Annotated in this window: 20 protein-coding genes; 9 read left to right on the top strand and 11 right to left on the bottom strand. The window is 36.2% G+C overall.

All coding sequences use genetic code 11. The features are described from left to right. Nucleotides 1-29: 29 nt before the first annotated feature. Nucleotides 30-1,271, top strand: a complete 1,242-nt coding sequence (locus BLT07_RS09095; RefSeq protein WP_091867922.1) for a porin — start codon at nt 30-32, stop codon at nt 1,269-1,271. Between the two features lie 113 nt (nt 1,272-1,384). Here the strand turns inward: BLT07_RS09095 and BLT07_RS09090 are convergent, their stop codons facing one another. From BLT07_RS09090 to BLT07_RS20720, 6 genes are all read right to left on the bottom strand, one after another. Next, nucleotides 1,385-2,059: a type 1 glutamine amidotransferase domain-containing protein gene (locus BLT07_RS09090; protein WP_091867920.1), complete on the bottom strand. Its 675-nt coding sequence runs from the start codon at nt 2,057-2,059 to the stop codon at nt 1,385-1,387. A 91-nt stretch (nt 2,060-2,150) separates the two neighbouring features. Continuing rightward, entirely contained in the window at nt 2,151-2,330 is a 180-nt protein-coding gene (locus tag BLT07_RS09085) for a nitroreductase family protein (RefSeq protein WP_175455288.1), read from the bottom strand. Nucleotides 2,331-2,374: 44 nt separating this feature from the next. Further along, on the bottom strand, nt 2,375-3,040 hold the full coding sequence (locus tag BLT07_RS09080) for an NAD(P)H-binding protein (protein ID WP_091867918.1): 666 nt from the start codon (nt 3,038-3,040) through the stop codon (nt 2,375-2,377). 1 nt (nt 3,041) lies between these two features. Then, on the bottom strand, nt 3,042-3,635 hold the full coding sequence (locus BLT07_RS09075; protein ID WP_091867916.1) for a TetR/AcrR family transcriptional regulator: 594 nt from the start codon (nt 3,633-3,635) through the stop codon (nt 3,042-3,044). A gap of 140 nt (nt 3,636-3,775) precedes the next feature. Continuing rightward, nucleotides 3,776-4,180, bottom strand: a complete 405-nt coding sequence (locus BLT07_RS09070; protein WP_091867914.1) for a DUF2452 domain-containing protein — start codon at nt 4,178-4,180, stop codon at nt 3,776-3,778. Nucleotide 4,181: 1 nt separating this feature from the next. Continuing rightward, complete coding sequence (locus tag BLT07_RS20720; protein ID WP_139205127.1) at nt 4,182-4,346, bottom strand: Lacal_2735 family protein; 165 nt, start codon at nt 4,344-4,346, stop codon at nt 4,182-4,184. Between the two features lie 599 nt (nt 4,347-4,945). Here BLT07_RS20720 and BLT07_RS09065 point away from each other — a divergent pair. From BLT07_RS09065 to BLT07_RS09045, 5 genes are all read left to right on the top strand, one after another. Continuing rightward, nucleotides 4,946-5,203 carry a type II toxin-antitoxin system ParD family antitoxin gene (locus BLT07_RS09065; protein ID WP_091867912.1) on the top strand — a complete coding sequence of 86 codons (258 nt, stop codon included), beginning with the start codon at nt 4,946-4,948 and terminating at the stop codon, nt 5,201-5,203. Then, complete coding sequence (locus tag BLT07_RS09060; protein WP_091867910.1) at nt 5,190-5,489, top strand: type II toxin-antitoxin system RelE/ParE family toxin; 300 nt, start codon at nt 5,190-5,192, stop codon at nt 5,487-5,489. The genes BLT07_RS09065 and BLT07_RS09060 overlap by 14 nt, the downstream gene beginning before the upstream one ends. An 842-nt stretch (nt 5,490-6,331) precedes the next feature. Next, nucleotides 6,332-7,390, top strand: coding sequence for a DNA cytosine methyltransferase (locus BLT07_RS09055; RefSeq protein WP_091867908.1), 1,059 nt, complete (start codon nt 6,332-6,334; stop codon nt 7,388-7,390). Next, nucleotides 7,380-10,280, top strand: coding sequence for an ATP-binding protein (locus BLT07_RS09050; RefSeq protein ID WP_091867906.1), 2,901 nt, complete (start codon nt 7,380-7,382; stop codon nt 10,278-10,280). Before BLT07_RS09055 ends, BLT07_RS09050 begins: the two co-directional genes overlap by 11 nt. 1 nt (nt 10,281) lies before the next feature. Beyond that, nucleotides 10,282-11,829: a response regulator receiver domain gene (locus tag BLT07_RS09045; RefSeq protein WP_091867904.1), complete on the top strand. Its 1,548-nt coding sequence runs from the start codon at nt 10,282-10,284 to the stop codon at nt 11,827-11,829. 189 nt (nt 11,830-12,018) lie between these two features. On the opposite strand, the gene BLT07_RS09040 is transcribed toward BLT07_RS09045, so the two are convergent. After that, nucleotides 12,019-12,330 carry a hypothetical protein gene (locus tag BLT07_RS09040; RefSeq protein WP_139205126.1) on the bottom strand — a complete coding sequence of 104 codons (312 nt, stop codon included), beginning with the start codon at nt 12,328-12,330 and terminating at the stop codon, nt 12,019-12,021. A 421-nt stretch (nt 12,331-12,751) separates the two neighbouring features. After that, complete coding sequence (locus BLT07_RS09035) at nt 12,752-13,117, bottom strand: hypothetical protein (RefSeq protein WP_091867901.1); 366 nt, start codon at nt 13,115-13,117, stop codon at nt 12,752-12,754. Nucleotides 13,118-13,392: 275 nt separating this feature from the next. On the opposite strand from BLT07_RS09035, the gene hpf reads away from it, so the two are divergent. Next, nucleotides 13,393-13,695 (top strand): ribosome hibernation-promoting factor, HPF/YfiA family, encoded by a 303-nt coding sequence (gene hpf, locus BLT07_RS09030; protein ID WP_091867900.1) that lies wholly within the window; start codon nt 13,393-13,395, stop codon nt 13,693-13,695. Between the two features lie 105 nt (nt 13,696-13,800). On the opposite strand, the gene BLT07_RS09025 is transcribed toward hpf, so the two are convergent. The 3 genes from BLT07_RS09025 to BLT07_RS09015 form a co-directional block, all read right to left on the bottom strand. After that, nucleotides 13,801-14,142 carry a hypothetical protein gene (locus tag BLT07_RS09025; RefSeq protein WP_139205125.1) on the bottom strand — a complete coding sequence of 114 codons (342 nt, stop codon included), beginning with the start codon at nt 14,140-14,142 and terminating at the stop codon, nt 13,801-13,803. Nucleotides 14,143-14,258: 116 nt separating this feature from the next. Beyond that, nucleotides 14,259-14,891, bottom strand: a complete 633-nt coding sequence (locus tag BLT07_RS09020) for an NADPH-dependent F420 reductase (RefSeq protein WP_091867897.1) — start codon at nt 14,889-14,891, stop codon at nt 14,259-14,261. A 71-nt stretch (nt 14,892-14,962) separates the two neighbouring features. Beyond that, on the bottom strand, nt 14,963-15,601 hold the full coding sequence (locus tag BLT07_RS09015; RefSeq protein WP_245726483.1) for a nitroreductase family protein: 639 nt from the start codon (nt 15,599-15,601) through the stop codon (nt 14,963-14,965). A 256-nt stretch (nt 15,602-15,857) separates the two neighbouring features. On the opposite strand from BLT07_RS09015, the gene BLT07_RS09010 reads away from it, so the two are divergent. Together BLT07_RS09010 and BLT07_RS09005 are read left to right on the top strand one after the other, a co-directional pair. Beyond that, nucleotides 15,858-16,814 carry a TerC family protein gene (locus BLT07_RS09010; protein WP_091867895.1) on the top strand — a complete coding sequence of 319 codons (957 nt, stop codon included), beginning with the start codon at nt 15,858-15,860 and terminating at the stop codon, nt 16,812-16,814. Between the two features lie 103 nt (nt 16,815-16,917). Then, nucleotides 16,918-17,814, top strand: coding sequence for a mechanosensitive ion channel family protein (locus BLT07_RS09005; RefSeq protein WP_091867893.1), 897 nt, complete (start codon nt 16,918-16,920; stop codon nt 17,812-17,814). Nucleotides 17,815-17,866 lie beyond the last annotated feature (52 nt).

Genomic DNA, 17,866 nt, shown 5'->3' with positions numbered 1-17,866 from the left:
TTTTCTAAAAGATTCGATACTTTTAAAGAATGGATAGGATCGCAAATCGACGATATACTAATTTCTTTCTTGGACGAGGGGCATCCTATGTACATTTTTATCTCATCGTAGGGGCGTTGTTTATTGCTCAAACCTCGGCTCAAGCACAACATTCCCAAAATACTAGTGATAGTTTGAGCAATGCGTCTTTGATTCAAAAATCAAAGATCGACTTTTTGGAAAATATCAATATGTCCCTCGATTTGCGTATGAGCTTCAGAACTTACACTTTACGCGGCGGGGATAATGATTATCAAGGCCGTCAATTTGAAAATGGATTTACGGCTTTGGGAATTTCCGCCAAAATCCATGAAAAAGTACACGTAAACTTCCGGAGCCGTTTTAACAAAACCAGCGAGGTACAAAGTCTGGACCAACTCGGTAACAACATTGAACTGGCCAATATCACCATACAGGCTACCCCTAGGCTTCAAGTACAATTGGGAAGGCAAAGTGCCTATTTCGGGGGGTACGAGTATTCCTTTAAGGCTATGGAGGTTCTTAGGTACAACGATATCCAAAGCAATGCGTTAGCTTACGTAACCGGAATAGGTACGACGTTCAATGCTTCTCAAGAACATAGTGTTGGCTTTCAAATTTTAAATTCCCGTACCGTGCTATATTCGGAAAAATATGGAGAGGATACGGCCCCCGACGTTCGTGAACCCGATTGGCCAGTAGAACTTGTAGGAAATTGGCGGGGCAGCTTTTTTGATGGAAAAATACAGACCCGATACAGTTTAAGTTTCGCCCAGGAGGTAAAGGACAAATGGATTTCTTTTATCACCTTGGGTCATAAATATGAAAATAACAAACTTAAATTAATGTACGATTTTGACTATAGCTCCGAGGAAATAGATACTAAGGGACTTGCCACCAATATCATCGGGGGAGAATTCATCGCGCAGGAGGTAACCTATGTCGAAAACTGGCTAAGGGCAGAATATAAATTTAACCCCAAATTCACCGGTCTGCTTACGCTAATGACCAATACTACCTACGGTAAAAATATTGCAAGTGTTTCAAGCGGACGAGACCGCTTGCGAACGAGTTACGGTTGGATTCCCACCTTATATTATCGTCCTTTCAAGGATATCGATATCCGCTTGTTCGTAGCCTATATCGGGCGCTACTTTGAGTATTCCCCGCTGGCTATAAGAGATTTGGGCGTAGGCAGTTATAACGAAAATGAAATTCGGTTCGGTTTTATCGCCCCGCTTCGAATTTTGTAAGGCGGCAAATTATAAATACAAGTTGTGAAGGTTTTGGTATGCGGTGCTTTGTACTTGTCAGTTTAGAATTTTTTCAATCAGTTAAGCCTTCACATTGCTTAAAACTCCTATTATTATAAGTTTTCTACTAATTTCTCGGCCACCAACTCCGAAGATGCTGGATTTTGACCGGTAATGAGATTTCCATCCTGTATGGCATAAGCGGCCCAATCGTCTTTTTTAGAATAGATTCCACCATTAGCTTTTAGCATATCTTCCACTAAAAAGGGAACAACATCTTTAAGGCCAACGGCTGCCTCTTCGGTATTTGTAAATCCGGTTACATTTTTACCTTTCACCAATGGCTCCCCGTTCGTATCCTTAACGTTTTTTAAAGCGGCCGGTGCGTGACATACAAATGCTACCGGTTTGCTTTGACGATTAAATTTTTCAATCAACGCAATAGAGGCTGTGTCAGTTGCCAAATCCCATAATGGACCATGACCACCGGGATAAAATACAGCATCAAAATCATCTGGATTCATAGCCGCTAGTATCTTAGTATTTGCAATGAGCTTTTGTGCCTCCGCATCTTTATCAAAACGCTTAGTTGCCTCTGTTGCGGCATCTGGCGAATCACTACTTGGATCTATTGGTGCAGGGCCACCTTTTGGCGTTGCAAGGGTTATGCGTGCGCCTTTATCTAGTAAAGTGTAATATGGGTTTGCAAATTCTTCAACCCAAAATCCTGTTTTTTTCCCGGTATCCCCTAATTTATCATGGGATGTCAATACGAATAATACGTTCATAATTTTTTATTTTTTAAATTCTATTAGTGTTTCCGAAACGATTTCAGAAGTGGTTTCTATTTTACTGATTAATGTATGAACTACCGAGTGCTTAGTCAACAACGGTAACTAAATGGTCCATTGGCTTTCTCACCTTTACCAAGTTTACCAACCAATCTTCATCTTCAAGTCGATAACCTACTGGCAATAACACGGTGCTTCGTAAGCCTTTTTCGCTAAGCCCTGAAATTGCAGCTACTTTATCCGCACTAAAACCTTGCTTTTGCGGCATAGCGCCAATTCAATTTATCTAATCATTCCATAGCTGCTTCCGTTTTAATTGTTGTTTCCTAACGTAGTAATGTGATCCGAAGAAATGATTACTTCGGAATGATTTAATGTATTTGCCAAGTGTATCATGGCCTGTGCAATAGTTTCGGCCTTAATGATTTTGTACTGTTTTAATTTTCCCATAAATAAGGGCTGAAGTACCTTCAGTACATACAATCCTATTTTTTCGAGTGTTCTATTTTCATTTCGATTGCCATCAATTAAGGACGGTCTTAAAATAAAGGTGTTCTTTAGGTTTTGTTGCAGTACATCCCTTTCCATTTCACCTTTTGTTTTCGTATAGAAAGTAGTGCTATTCGTATTCGCCCCTATTGCAGAAATCACTAAAAATGTATTGACACCATTGGTTTTTGCAAGTTTTGCGGCCGCTACTGGAATACCATAATCTATTTTTTTATAAAGTGTCTTTTCAGGTGTTTTCTCTTTGGTAGTACCAATGCAACAGTAAATTTCATCAGCAATGAAATTGGCCTTGAATTGTTCTAATTCTAAAAGATCCCCGATAAACTGTTCCACCTTATTTGGCAAACCTTCAATTTTAGAACGCGAAAACAATTTGATGTTTCCGTACCGATCATCACCAATCAATTTTTGCAAAATAATGCCACCGGTTAAACCAGTAGCACCCAAAATTATAGCTGTCTTTTTCATGTTATGATTTACTAGGTATAACTTTAATACTGTCCCAAGCCGCTTGATAGGCTTGCTCTATATGTATTTCGTCAAGTTGAAATGCGCCACGTTTTTGAGCCATCATTAAAAATGATAAAGGGTTAATCGCATACGCATATAAGAGGTAATCTGATATCGGTTTTATAATGCCTTCTCTTTTTCCACGTTCCCAAAGGTCGAGTAGGGGCTGTAAGTGCTTAATACCAGCCTGTCTGCTCGGTTCATCAATGATAGGTGTATTGTCGCACTGTGCTAAAAACATGGCATTTTCGCACTCTTTGAGTTTGAAATCGGCAATTCGTTTCCAGATAGTTTCAAAACCCTCTTCTACCGGCACATTGGCATCATAGGTCTTAAAGGCATAATCAGTGTAAAGGCTTTTGACCTCGATATAGGTTTGGTTGACCAAGTCTTGCTTATTTTTGAAATACAGGTAAATAGTAGCTGGTGAAACCTTGGCCATTTTAGCTATTTTACTCATAGATGTTGCGTGAAACCCATTATTGTTCACCAACTCGATAGTGGCCTTTATTAAGGTTTTACGTTTATCTATGCTTTTTTGAAGTGGCGCCATAGCTGCAATAATTAGTGTACAAAGATATGAAAAAATGAACGTTCATTCTTTTTTTAACAAAAGTTTACAACGACCCAACTATGTATCGATCCATAACATAGTCCCCTGGTCTTTTTGAAAAGCTATTTTAGTTGAACTATTTAAACTACTTTTTCCCAGGTTTGATCTGCGTTTAAATAGAAACTTCCCAGTGAACTGAAACTACATTCGTCAGGTGCGATAATGGACAAAAAATTCTCACCATTCTCACTAACATATAAATGATAGTGTTGACCTATAATAGGTTCAAAAGTGAATTTCGCATCGTATAGTAGTCTATTATCCTCAAACTCCTGCATTAACTGCTCATATTGTTCTTTGATTTCTTTAAATCGGGTTTGAACTTTATGGTTCAGTTTGGTAACGCTTCTGTTTTTCCAGGCAATACTATCTGTAGATTTAATAACTGGAGCGCCAATATTTGTTGCATATGGTTTTAAGTAGGCGTCATACTTTTGATTGTCAGCATTATAAACAATGTGATCAGGTTTCTTTTCTATGGCCATTTTACTTCAACTTCTCTAATTTTTTCATAATCTCTTCAGCTTCATAAACCTTTTGATCACTTAGTTTTCGGTTAGTTGAAGAAAGACTGTGTGCTTCTTTGCTTAGCTTTTGATATTGCTCGTACAACTTGTCTTTTTCTGATTTTTTTTTAAACAATCCAAACATAATAGTAAGTTTTAAGTGGTATTTCGAATATTAAAAAACGAAGATACAAAATGTTTAACTTTTCATACTTTTTAATGAACATAAAAATCCATCTCTAATGCAAATGGATTTTCTGTTGGTAAGGTTAGTGGCAGTGAATTTCTAAGCTTAGAGATGTTTTAATTTGTGAGGAAAGTTCTAAGAATCGAAAATTATAATGGTTGATGACCCCGTTGCTAATTCCCATAAAAGCTACGAACACGAGAAATATCTGACATGATATAATTATAGCGTACAGTTGTCTTACGAGCCGCAATTTAGCTTTGACATAATTGCTGACGATATAGCACGGAAATGCGCTATCCGCTAATTAAATGTTATCTGTATTAGAATGTCTTGCGTTATGTTACTTTGCTTTGGAAAAGCATAGTATTTGGCACTTCACTTCCTTTAAAACTTTCTTCTAAAAGTTTCTTTTTGAAAGGTAATGGAACACTTATTATACGACCAGACGATAGGAGGGGAGTGTAATGTGTGTGAAATGGGATTGTAGCCATAGTGTTGAACTATAAAAAATATTTACTATATTGCACCAATAGTATGATAATTTAAACATTGTTATGGCAACAGTTCGAAAAACGGTAACTTTTACCGAACAGCAGGATAAGTGGATAAAAGCTCAGATAGAAGCGGGGGAATTCACAAATGATAGTGAGTATTTGCGAAATTTGGTACGGCTGGACCAAGCCAAAAATGCTAGGTTTCTCTCACTAAAAACAAAACTAGTTGAAGGTCTCGAAAGCGGTGTTAGTAATAAATCTTTACCCGAAATCATGAAAGAAGTCGAAGCACGTATGCGGGCAGATGGGCGTTTATAAACTATCCAGTAAAGCCGAGATTGATTTGGTCTCGATGTATGAGTTTGGTATATACAAATTCGGATTGACTCAAGCTCAAAAGTATTTTTATGCTATGCATGAAGCATTTGAGGTACTCGCCGAAAACCTAAATCTAGGTCGAGATGCCTCGGAATTTATTGCCGACTTAAAAAGATTCTCCTATAAAGCGCACACCATATTTTACTTACAAACGGTAAACGGAATTTTTGTTATTAGAGTATTAAGTCAACGTATGGATTATACGAGTAACCTGCAAGAAAGCTAGGAATACGAGGAAATTACTTAAATCTTATCGCTATTTGATATAACGTCAAATTATGTTTCGTTTTTGAAACATATGTTTTAATTAAAAAGGATTCGCCCAAAGTACTCGAAGGTTAAGGTACTAGAAAGTTAAATGCAAATTTGGCTTTAAAATTTTCGTATTTTTTCAATACCAACCCTGAGATGTGGATAATGATTCAAGTAACAAATGAAATCATTCAATTGAAGCGAGAAATTTCAAATAAGAGCCAGTATAAAAAATATGATAATAAAAATGTTCTTGAATTGCGTTGATTTTTTGAGACGATGGTTTTTTCCGGCCTATGAGGACTTTGGGTAAACAATAGGTTTCTATGACATTACGTCAAATAGAGCGGAAGAGAAAAGTCTATTTGGAACACGAAGAGGAAGCAAGTGCTCAGAAATTTTATTTACAAAATTTTGAGCTGTTGCGGCGGTCTACCGGGAAGGTTGTAAAAAATTTAACTTGGTCATACCCAGCAAAAAACTAGGTATACATGGAGATTACTAATAACTTACAGCAATTTTACATAACGTCAAATTATAAAATGATTTGTTTTATAATGTCTTGCGTTATGTAACTTTGCTTTGGAAAAGCAAAGTATTCGGCACCACGTTTTCTTTAAATTTTTCTTCAAAAAAGTTTCTTTTCAAAAGGTAATGGAACACTTATTATGCGACCCGAGGCACGAGGGGAGTGTAATGTGTGTGGAATGGGCTTGTTTATCATAAATTCTCATAGACGAAAAGTAAAATTTCACTTACAAATAAAATAACAACCGAAATTTAATTTTCGTAATTTTGTTAAAATTGTGCTTTTTTATGACAAAAAAAATAAAGGCAGTTGATTTTTTCTGTGGCGGCGGGGGAATGAGCTACGGTATGCAAAAAGCTGGAATAACGGTTTTAGCAGGTATCGATAACGAAGAAAGCTGCAGAGAAACATACAAATCGAATATAAAAGGAGCTGAATTTATCAAAGCCAATGTATTCGATTTAAAAGAAGAAGAACTTCAATCAAAACTTAACCTTACGCAAAATGATGAAAATCTTTTATTAATTGGATGCAGCCCATGCCAATTTTGGAGTATTATAAACACGGATAAAAAAAAATCTAAGGAGTCAAAAAATCTATTAATTGAATTTGAAAGATTCGTTCGGTATTTCAATCCCGGATATGTCGTCGTTGAAAATGTTCCCGGTGTTTTAAGAAAAAAAGAGGAAAGTGGTTTATCTGCTTTCATTAATTGGCTAAAAGAGAAAAAATATAAAGTTCATTTCAAAGTTCATGATACTTCTGATTACGGAGTACCCCAAAGTAGAAAAAGATTTACTTTGATTGCTAATAGGATTACTGGAAAGGAAATAGAACCTATTAAAGCCAGAAAAAAACTTACAGTACGAGATGTTCTTGGAAGCGAAAATGGTTTCAAGAAAATAAAAGCCGGGCATAAAGACAGTACGAAATTTTATCATTCAGTACCCAGTATAAGTGAGTTGACTTTGAAAAGAATCAAGAAAGTAAAAAAAAATGGGGGTAATCGTCTAAGTTTTGCAAATGATCCGGAATTACAATTAGATTGTTTTATTGGAAGAGATAATTCTTTCAAGGATACGTTTGGTAGACTATGGTGGGATAAACCGTCTCCAACGATAACTACAAAATTTTTTAGTGTTTCCTGTGGAAGATTTGTTCATCCAGAGGAAAATAGAGCTTTGTCAATACGAGAAGGTGCAACTCTACAATCTTTCCCAAAATCCTATAAGTTTTTTGGCACAAGTCATGCCGGAATCTCAAGGCTTATTGGAAATGCAGTACCGCCTGAATACGCTAAAAGAGTAGGGAAAGCGATTATCAAAAATCATATAAATGCAGTTTAGAACCAAGGCAAGAGCAGTAGATTTACTTGGAAAAGGTCAAATTGCAGATTTACCAACAGCCATTACCGAATTATGGAAAAATGGTTATGACGCTTACGCTGATAACTTAACAGCTGAAATATATTTAGATACTTTCAGAGACATCGATAATCCTTTGTTTGTCATAACTGATGATGGAAAAGGAATGTCAAGAAACGATATTTTTGAAAAATGGTTAGTACTTGGTACTGATTCCAAAAGTAGAGCTAAACTAGAAGATAAAGAAAGTGAGGAAACACTTTGGAAAAAACCTAGAATTAAAGCTGGGGAAAAGGGAATAGGAAGGCTGTCCGTAGCTTTTTTAGGAAACCCTATGTTAATGCTTTCAAAAAAACAAGGTCATACACTACAGGCTTTATTTTTTGATTGGAGATTATTGGAAAATTATAATCTTTTTCTTGATGATGTCGATTTACCCATCGAGGAAATTGAAAATAATTCAGACTTCCCTGTAAAGTTTGAAAACTTAAAAAGAGCCTTTCTTGAAAATTTCGAAAAAGAAAATGACTTAGATGGTAATCTTATATGGGAAGACAATCAGTCTTGGTTAAAAACCATGATTAAAAATTCAGTTGATAGTGCCAAAATTCCTGCTTTTCTCTCTGAAAAATTACTTGCCGATTTATTAGATATTGAAAATGATCATGGAACCAAGTTTGTTGTTTTTGAACCGATTGATCAAATAGTGGACTTAACAAATAGCGATGAAGATGGACTTGTCGACAAGGAATTTGTTATTTCTAGCTTATCTGGATTTACAAATGACTTTAAGAAAAATAGCAAAATTGTAAGGACTTCTATTCCTGTTTTTAAAGAGGAAAATTTCGAATATGATTTTTTAACTTCTCAGGGTAACTTTTTTACTGCTGAAGATTATGAATTAGCAGATATAATAATTGACGGAGATTTAGATGGTAAAGGAGAATTTAAAGGAAAAATTAAAATCTATGATGAAGTCATTGATTATGCCAATTTAAACCCAAGGAGAAATGATAGTCGAAACTATTACGGAAAAGTCCCTTTGAAAATCGGATATTCACAAGGAAACGAAGTAGATTCAAAATTAGAAGATTTAGCATACAAAAAAATAAATCAGAAGGTCAAGGAATATGGAGGACTTTATATCTATAGAGATAATTTCCGAGTTTTACCATATGGAAGACCAAACGCAGATTTTTTAAATATAGAAGAGCGCAGAAACACAAGAATTGGGACTTATTTTTTCTCCTACAGAAGAATGTTCGGGTATATCGACATCTCTAGAGAAAGAAATAGTGATTTAAAAGATAAATCAAGTAGGGAAGGTCTAATAAACAATTCTAAGTACCGAGCTTTTAAGAGTGATTTAGAAAGTTTGTTTGTGGATTTAGCAAAAACTTACTTTTCAGATAAAGCGAAGCAATCAATCTTTTTAGAGAAGAAAGCTGAATTGAATGAACAAGCTCAAGCAATTAAGAAAGACAATAAAAGAGCTATTGAAGAAAAGAAAGCTTTTACTAGGTCTTTAAAAAACTACCCAGAAAAATTTGAGTCATATCAAATTGAATATAAATCTATTTTAGAACAATTAGAGGAAAAAACGGTCGAGTCAAACATCTTGTATTCGGACATTGAATATTTGCTTGACAAACTTCACACCTTGGATATTGAATTCAAAAATTTAATCCCAAAAGTACCAAAAAGGTACAAACCAACAGATACACAATTAGACCGTTTAAATAACTACGAAAATAAATTGCTAAAGTTTAACGCTACCATAAAAAATGATAGTGCTCAGTTAATGGCTAAGGTAAAAGACCGACTGGAGGTTAAAGAATTGAAGATGGAATTTACCAAAAACTATCAAAAATATAATGGTATACTTGAAAAGACAATTACTGAAAATCGAACAAAATTAAAAGGTCAATTTGATAATTTACTTAAAGATTTTTCTTCTCGCTCAAGAAGAATTATGGACGAATTAAATTTTGAAAAAGAAAAAATTGTTAATGCTATAGATTCCAAAGAAAGTGTATTTATTCAATCAGAAAAACTTGGAGCTAAATTTGAATTCCTCAGAGAACAGATTAATAAGGAACTCTCGCCTTTAGTAGAACACCTAAGTAAATTAAGTTTTGATATTGATGAAGAATTAGTTCAAGGTGCATATAAGGCCGAGTATGAAACGATAAAATACAAGTGGGAGCAAACCAGAGAAACTGCTCAATTAGGCGTTGCTGTTGAAATTATCGATCATGAATTCAACCAGTTATATGCCAAAATAAACGGATCATTAGAAAAATTGACCAATGGCAATCTCTTTGCAGATGAAGAACAATTTCAATTTTTGACTCAAAACTTCAAGCAATTAGAAAACAAATACGAGCTTCTTTCTCCATTATACAGGGTTGCCGGCGTTATATCTAAAGAAATAAGTGGTGACAACATTTACCACTATCTATTGAGATTCTTCGATAGACGAATAGAAGATTATAACATAGAATTAAATTCAACCGAAAAATTTGATAAGTATATTTTCAACATTAAAGAGCCTGTTATTCATACTGTTTTTATTAACATAATAAACAACGCAATCTACTGGATGCGTAATGTACAGAATCGAAAAATTTTATTGGATTACAAAATAGATACTGATGAAATTCTTATCTGTAATTCAGGTTTAAAGATTGAAGAACACCGCTTAGAAAAAATATTTGATATGTTTTATTCGAACAGACCAAATGGTCGAGGAATTGGCTTATATCTTTCAAAACAAAGTTTATATGAAAGCAATTTGGACCTATACGCGACGAATAAAATAGAGTACAATTTATTAAATGGTGCCTGTTTCGTGATAAGAAAAATAATTTGATATGACATTACTTCAAAAGACCAAAGAAATTATTTCTGATTCTATTAAATCTGTAATTTTCATTGATGAAAAGGGGTTAGAATCATATCAAGAAACATCATCATCAACTGTTTTAGAAGAAAGTTTATCAAAAAGTCTATACAAAAATTTCAAGAAAAAAGGTGTTTCCTTAACCACACATAAATTTAGTCCGAATGACTTAAAAGATGACGGTATAAAGGAGTATTTACTTAAAAGAAGGGATTTAGTCCTATTGGATTGGCGTTTGGATGGAGATAGTTCAGGAGAGTTGTACTCTCTTGAGATATTATCGGAAATTGTCAAATCTCAACATTTGCATTTTTGTTCTATTTATACAACTGAGCCAAAAGTCATCAATATAATAAATAACATAAGAAGCTATTTTACAGGTTATAATATTGAATATTACGATAAAATAATTGAAGATTTATCTGCATATGAAGAGTCTTTTGGTTCGCAACCTTTCACCGAAATAACTTATGATGTCAAACATAACGGGAGATTATTTAACCAGTTCGGAAACATCGATACGGACCTTCCAACGACGATAACGGAAAGCACAGGTTTGAGTTTTGCAGAAGCACTAGTTCAAGTCAAGCATGCATTATCAGGCTTTCATAAATCTTCTAAAACAAATCCGGTTCCGGCTGTTATAGACCATACGAATAAAACTCTTGTAATAAATAACACAATCATTACAATAATTCCAAAAACGGAAAATAGCGCAACAAAAATTTTAGCCAAGTTATCAAAACAAGTTAAAAACTCTAAAAGCTGTTATTCACAAATTTTAGGATTAGACATGCAAAATTCTCTCTTGAATGAGGCAGCATTCATTGATGAGAACTTGTTATCAACAACTTTGGATACCCTTATGTATCATCGTAAACAATTAGAAGAGAGTAATTTGGACAATGATTTTCCTAACTTTATTAAATCAGTGATGTATGAAAATATTAAGCTGTCTATTCAAAAAAATAGTTTCAAATCTCTGGAAAAATCCTTTTTAGATAAAATAACCAAGAGTAAACCAAAGACTTCGGATAGCGAGATAGCAAAATTAAATACTTTTTATAATGGCTCCATACTTACTAAAAAAGCGACCCTAGGTTTTGGAGATTTATTAATTGATAGTGCGAAAAATGAGTATTATCTATGTATTACTGCGCTTTGTGATTGTTTATTCCCAGATAAAATAAAAAACAACTTTTATTTCGTAAAAGGGAAGAAAGTATCAAATTTCAAAAAGGAAATAAAAGAAGGAGATTCAGGGTTTAAATCATTCATTAATCATGAAACGTGTATAGTTTGGGCAAATGAAGGAGAATATATAAAACCTTTTCAAATTCACGTCCATTCGTCAAAATACAATAATGGCAAAATAGAGATGAAATTGATTAATGAAAATGAATTGTTAACCTTAGAGTTGGAATATAAATTTACGTTAAAAACTTCCTATACCCAAAGAATTGCAAATCATTCATTTTCGTACCCAATTCGTGTTGGTGTCGATTTTGTGAAAGGTTGAATTTTATAAAATGGCCTAAGATAATTTTGATAAAACTATAGGGGAAAGGAGCGTTAAAAATTTTAGGACATAACTTCGGTTAGAATTGTGTGCGCATCAAAACTCTCATATCCTAACATTATGTCAAATAGAAAGAAAAGAAAGGTTTGTTTGGAACACGAAGTGTAGCATGTGCTCAGAAATTTTATTTCAAAATTTTGAGCTCTTGCGGCAATCTGGCGAAATGGTCGTGAAAAATTTACTGGCGGGTAGTTCACCGTAAATCCAGTATTTCAACAAATCTAAAAGGATTTGCTTTTTTGGCGTTGGCAAGCGCTGGCAAATTGTGTTTAAAATAAAAATGCCATAAGCATTTTTGATTTTAAAAAGCAATCGAGCGATTTTGGCAAGCGGCAATTTTACATAACGGCTAATTATAGATACAGCGTTGCGAAGGTTCTCGTATGCGGGGCTTGAATTTCTAAGTGAAGAAGATATTTTCTTTTGAGTAGAAAGTTTCAACAAACGTAAATTAGAAAGGGTGATGACCCTGTTGATATTTCCCCTAAAAACTAAAAACCCGAGGGATATTTTACATAATATCATTATAGCTTACAGACAAGATTTTGATTGTCAGTTAGATGAGTCTTATTCTGTACTATAATTTATATTATGTCAAATAGAATATTTCAAACGCCTAAGATTTATAATGCTCACTATAGTACGCTGATTGTATAGTTGGTGAATATTTGTACCTTTTGTGAACATAAACAAAGATTTTAAATAAGGCTTGTCCAGTACATCAAAATAATTTGGGTCAGTTCGTGGATTACGTAACCAATTACCCACGAGGGCAGCTTCTGAATGAAACGAATTTAATTTGGAATTTGCTTTTTACTTGTGAAACGAACAAGAACAGCTCTTGACTATTTCTAGAAATTTTTTATATAGAAATACGGTCCTGATGGCTCCCCGCTCCTATCATTCCTTGAATGTATTCTTCTATACCGCTATGAAGATTGTTGAACTCAGAAAATTGTTGTTTTGCACGTTCAACGTAATTATCGACCTGTTTCTTTTTTTCTGTTAATGAAGCTATAATTTCAGTGTTGGTTTTACTAAGATTGTCCAAACCCTTTCGCAGCAATTCAATCCGTTCAAATAAGCTGTATGTAGTGGGTTCGCAACGATAGGAACTCAATTGGCCCCGGAGTCGTTTCACATCTTTTTGGTTAAGTTCCAAACGCAGGACTAAGGCATTTTTTTCAGTTTCACATAGGCTAGGGAGAAGTTCTTTTGTTGTTTTCATGAGATACGGATTTAGGGTTGTTAGTCATATGTACATATAAAAGGTCGGATTTCTCATTTTCTAAATAGGTCTCTCAAAGCTAAGCAAAATACGCATTGGTTTGACTTTTTACTGCTAGATTATTCTTACTTTAACAGTAAGTGTGATTTTTTATAAATATGTTATGAACAAAATATCTAAATAGTATGCTGATAAACCAAAAGTTTCTATTTTTTAAGTCAAAAATAGTTCTATTTAGATGCGTGAAATCTTACCGGAAAGCTTATTTTTAAATTATGGATATAATTTTTGAATACGACAACGTAAATGCCAGCAAGCGCTTAGAAGCATTGGCAACAGAAAAAATCAATAAATTGGTCGATAAATACGACTTTATGGTACGTGCCGATGTTTTCTTTAAGACCGAAAACACCTCTTCCAACGAAACGGGGATGATTTGTAACATTCGCATAAGTGCTCCGGGACCACGGCTTTTTGCCGAATCTAGCCATGAGAGTTTTGAAGCTTCCATCAAGGAATCGGTAAATGATCTGGACCGGCAATTGAAAAAACGCAAGGAGAAAATGAAATCGCACTGAAGTCGCAATTAATGCGTCACGATGTTCGCCAATTACAATTATCCGATTACTTTAATAAAGTACTAAAAATAAAAGACCGCCTCGAATGGGCGGTCTTTTCATTTATTACTTTTCTTCCTCAAAGTGGTTATTCGCCATATTGCGGAATGACCTTGCCCTGAAAGATTTTTCAATCAAGTCTGAAATCAGCTTATCGCGTTTGCGGTCCGAAATATCCATCGTGTCCAACAGCTGCATTTTCAGTTTGATTTCCGCAAAACGTTCGGCTTCCATATGTTCTCGCTCACTTGCGCTGAGTGCTAACTCCGGCTCAAAACGTGCTATCAACGTATACTTTTTTCCGGATTGTGAATTTCTCTCGATATCAATGGCCCGCTGTTGCGATATAATGGTCGAAATGCAGAACAATGCTAACCCAACTGTGATTATTGATGTATATTTTTTCATTACCATATATTTGTCCATGGTAAATATATTCAATCCCTGAATGTGCATCCTCCATTTCTGAATTTTTCTGCGGACTAAAAATTCCGTTTGTCTTAAATTCAGCTCATTTCAAGCGTTTATGAAATGTTCAGCAACGAACGAAGTTTTTGCTGGTCTTCACACAATCCATATACCTTCTCACCCACTTCCATTGCATTGGTAGCTCCTAAGTCGCCAACATAAATCGGTACGAATCCGATGTCCTTTATCAGTTTTTCGGTGGTCGACCTACTTTTTGAATCCTGGGCGGCAAAAGGTATTGCAACGGGGTTTTGAGTATCGAAAGCGCGTGTCTTCAAATCCTTGGCATGTATTGTATTGAATGCCTTGGCGGTAAGTGCGGTCGAAAATTTCATCGCCGTATATTCCGATGCGTTGCGATTGTCATCGCGGACTTCCTGCGCCATTTCACCATCACGTTCCGGATATGGATTCGTGGCATCGATTATCACCTTGCCCCCATACTCCCCTGCGTACAATTCTGCAGTTGTGTCGATATCTTTAAAGGGTATCGCCAAAAGATATACATCCGCATTTGCCTCAAAAGCATCCGTGACCGAAACAGCCTTGGCATCTCCCCCGCTCTCCCGAACTAAATCTTTAAGTTCATCGGGATGTCGGGAACTGAATAGTATTTCGTGCCCAGCTTTGGCCCAATGCTTTCCTAATGTTCCTCCTATATTTCCACTTCCTATTATTCCTATTTTCATGATTTATTGTTTTATTCTTTAATTTATCGATTATTTAATGTCAGCAGTTATCTAATCACCTTGTGGATGAATCAAGATTTTTCCTTGGCATTCTTCCATCCATCCTTAAAAGCAAATTCACTTTGGGGAATACGCTCTCGTTTAGCAGTCTCTTGTTTTTGAAGCTTCTCTGAAAGGTCATCCAAAACTCCTCCATAATAACCAAGGGCTATGGCAGTCGAAATATGGTATCCCTCGGGAATATCAAATTCCTCTTGCGCTTTTTTCCAATCTACCCCGGCCATATGATGTAAGGCAATACTCATATACTGTGCCTGAACGGTCATACTGCCCAGACTTAAACCTAAATCATGGAGGGCATGGAAATTTTCCTTTCCATTATCCATTTTTTCCTTGTAAGCGGTGAAAAGTAATACAGGGGCTTCCGATGCCCATGATGTATTGAAGTCGCTTAGACAACCCACCATTCTATCGAAACTGTCGGTACCTTTTCGGGCATAGATAAAACGCCATGGCTGCAAGTTCGAGGAGCTGGCGGACCAACGTACGGCTTCGAACAATCGGTTTAAGTCAGAATCGGATACTTCGGTATCGTCAAAAACACGCGGACTATACCGTTGTTTTAACAAGGCATAAATTTCATAATCCGCATCCGCTATCTTATCCAGCGCCAACTGACGCTTTTCATTCATGTGTTCAATATCCTTCATTTGATTCCGTATTTTGTTGTTAGGTTTTAAAAATAGGATTTCGCATAGGTAATCCTTGACGCTACAAGACTATTTTTTGATGGCATCCGAATAGGTTAATTTAATGATTTTTTATTTCCAGAATATTCTTTGCCCACAATGCTGCAGGGGTATTTGCGGAAGCGTTACAAATAATTTCCATAGGTGTCAAAGCAATCGAGATTCTATTCAATGAAATCCTGAAAATGCCTATATTCGCTGCTGCAAATTTTGGGTTATGTTTGTTTGGATAGGCTTTATAGCAGTCGTTATCGTCTTTTTGGCACTTGATCTTGGGGTGTTCAATAAAAACGATCATGTCATAAAAAGTAAGGAAGCGGGCATATGGACAGCCCTTTGGGTTACCGTGGCACTTGCATTTAGCGGGGTCATTTATTGGCTTTTTTCCGAGGGCCTGATTGAAAATCCTACAGGAATCACCCCTAACACTGCCGTACTCAAATATGTGACCGGATATTTGATTGAGCTTTCCCTAAGTATCGATAACGTTTTTGTCATCGCCGTTATTTTTTCTTCTTTCCAAATTCCCCCCCTGTACCAGCACCGCGTTCTGTTTTGGGGTATTTTGGGAGCTATTATTTTTAGGGGATTGATGATTCTCTTCGGAGTCGCATTGATCAACAAGTTCGAGTGGATTATCTACGTCTTCGGCGTATTTCTTCTTATTACCGCCTTTAGAATGCTGAAGTCGGACGACCACGAGAGCGACCCTAAAAATTCATGGCTATTCAAACAGTTGAAAAAAATAATCCCCATCACTACAGAAAGGCACGGACATGACTTTTTCATCAAACGGATGGGGGTAATCGCGGCGACTCCCCTATTTGTAGCCTTGATTGTTATCGAACTTACCGATGTGCTTTTTGCTTTAGACAGTATTCCTGCCATTCTGGCCATTACCGCTGACCCTTTTATTGTCTTCAGTTCGAATATTTTGGCAATTTTAGGCCTCCGGTCCATGTATTTTTTAATTTCGAGGATGTTGCAAAAATTCCGCTATATCAATTATAGCCTTGTGGTTATTCTGGCCTTTGTCGGCCTAAAAATGCTGTTTTCCCATCAAATCGAGCTTCCCGAATGGGTTTCACTGACGGTCATAGCCGTGTCGTTGACTGCAGGTATTGTCTCGTCTATGCTGATTTCGGACAAAAATGATGAAGAACCGACCGATTAGTATCTGATTTTCAAATCAGGCCCATTTTAAATGCTTTAGGGATATTTTCCACTATAATTTAGTGGTAACCTTCCGATTATTTATTTTTATCAAAATACGGACCATGCAAGACAACGACATCACGATTACCGAATCCCTGACCTCATTTTATGAACGATTTATCGAACAGCTTCCCGGTATCGGCATGGGACTGCTCATCGTTATTTTGGGATTATTCATCGGTTCTTGGTTGGGCCAATTTGCCAGAAAACGCTTGTCCGCAAAGACCGAAGATGCCTTGATGAGCCGGTTTTTGGGAAAGGCCATCAAATACACTTTTATCATAATCGCCATCATGCTCGCCCTGAAAGCCGCCGGTCTTGGAGGGATTGCAGCAGGTATTTTGACAGCTGCCGGAGCCAGTGCCGTGGTGCTCGGATTTGCTTTTAAAGATATTGGGGAGAATTTTATTGCTGGTATCATCTTGGCTTTTAGCCGGCCCTTCGATGTGAACGATACCGTAATGATCGGGGATAACTTCGGAAAGGTAAAGGCCTTGGAATTCCGCTATACCAAATTAAAAACATTCGACGGCAGGGATGTCTACATTCCCAATAGCGACGTACTGACTACGCCCGTCACCAATTACACAGAGGATGGTTTTTTCCGATGGGATTTTATAATCGGAATTGCCTATGAGGACAATATCGAAGGTGCAAAAAAGACTGTTTTGGAAGCCCTGCGCAAGGAACCCAATGTTATAGAGGATGAAGAACACGAGAATTTTGTGATTGAGGATGAACTTGCGACCAGCACTGTAAACCTAAAGGTTTTCTTTTGGGTGGACACTAAAGATTTCAGGCGGATGGCTCTCATCACAAAGGGCAACGTGGTCAAAAATGTCAAGGAAGCATTAGAGGATGCCGGATATTACATGCCCGCCGATATTACTGAAATTAAACTCTATGGTGGCGAAACGGGGTTTCCGGTGCGGTTACAACCAGAGAAAAAGAAAGCGTAATTTGGAACTAACGCATCGCAAAAGATACGGCTTCCTTCAATTGCTTTGAAAT

Source organism: Pricia antarctica (assembly GCF_900101815.1).
Taxonomy (GTDB): domain Bacteria; phylum Bacteroidota; class Bacteroidia; order Flavobacteriales; family Flavobacteriaceae; genus Pricia; species Pricia antarctica.
Note: the sequence above shows the minus strand (reverse complement) of the source record. Positions and strands in the feature narration are given on the sequence as shown.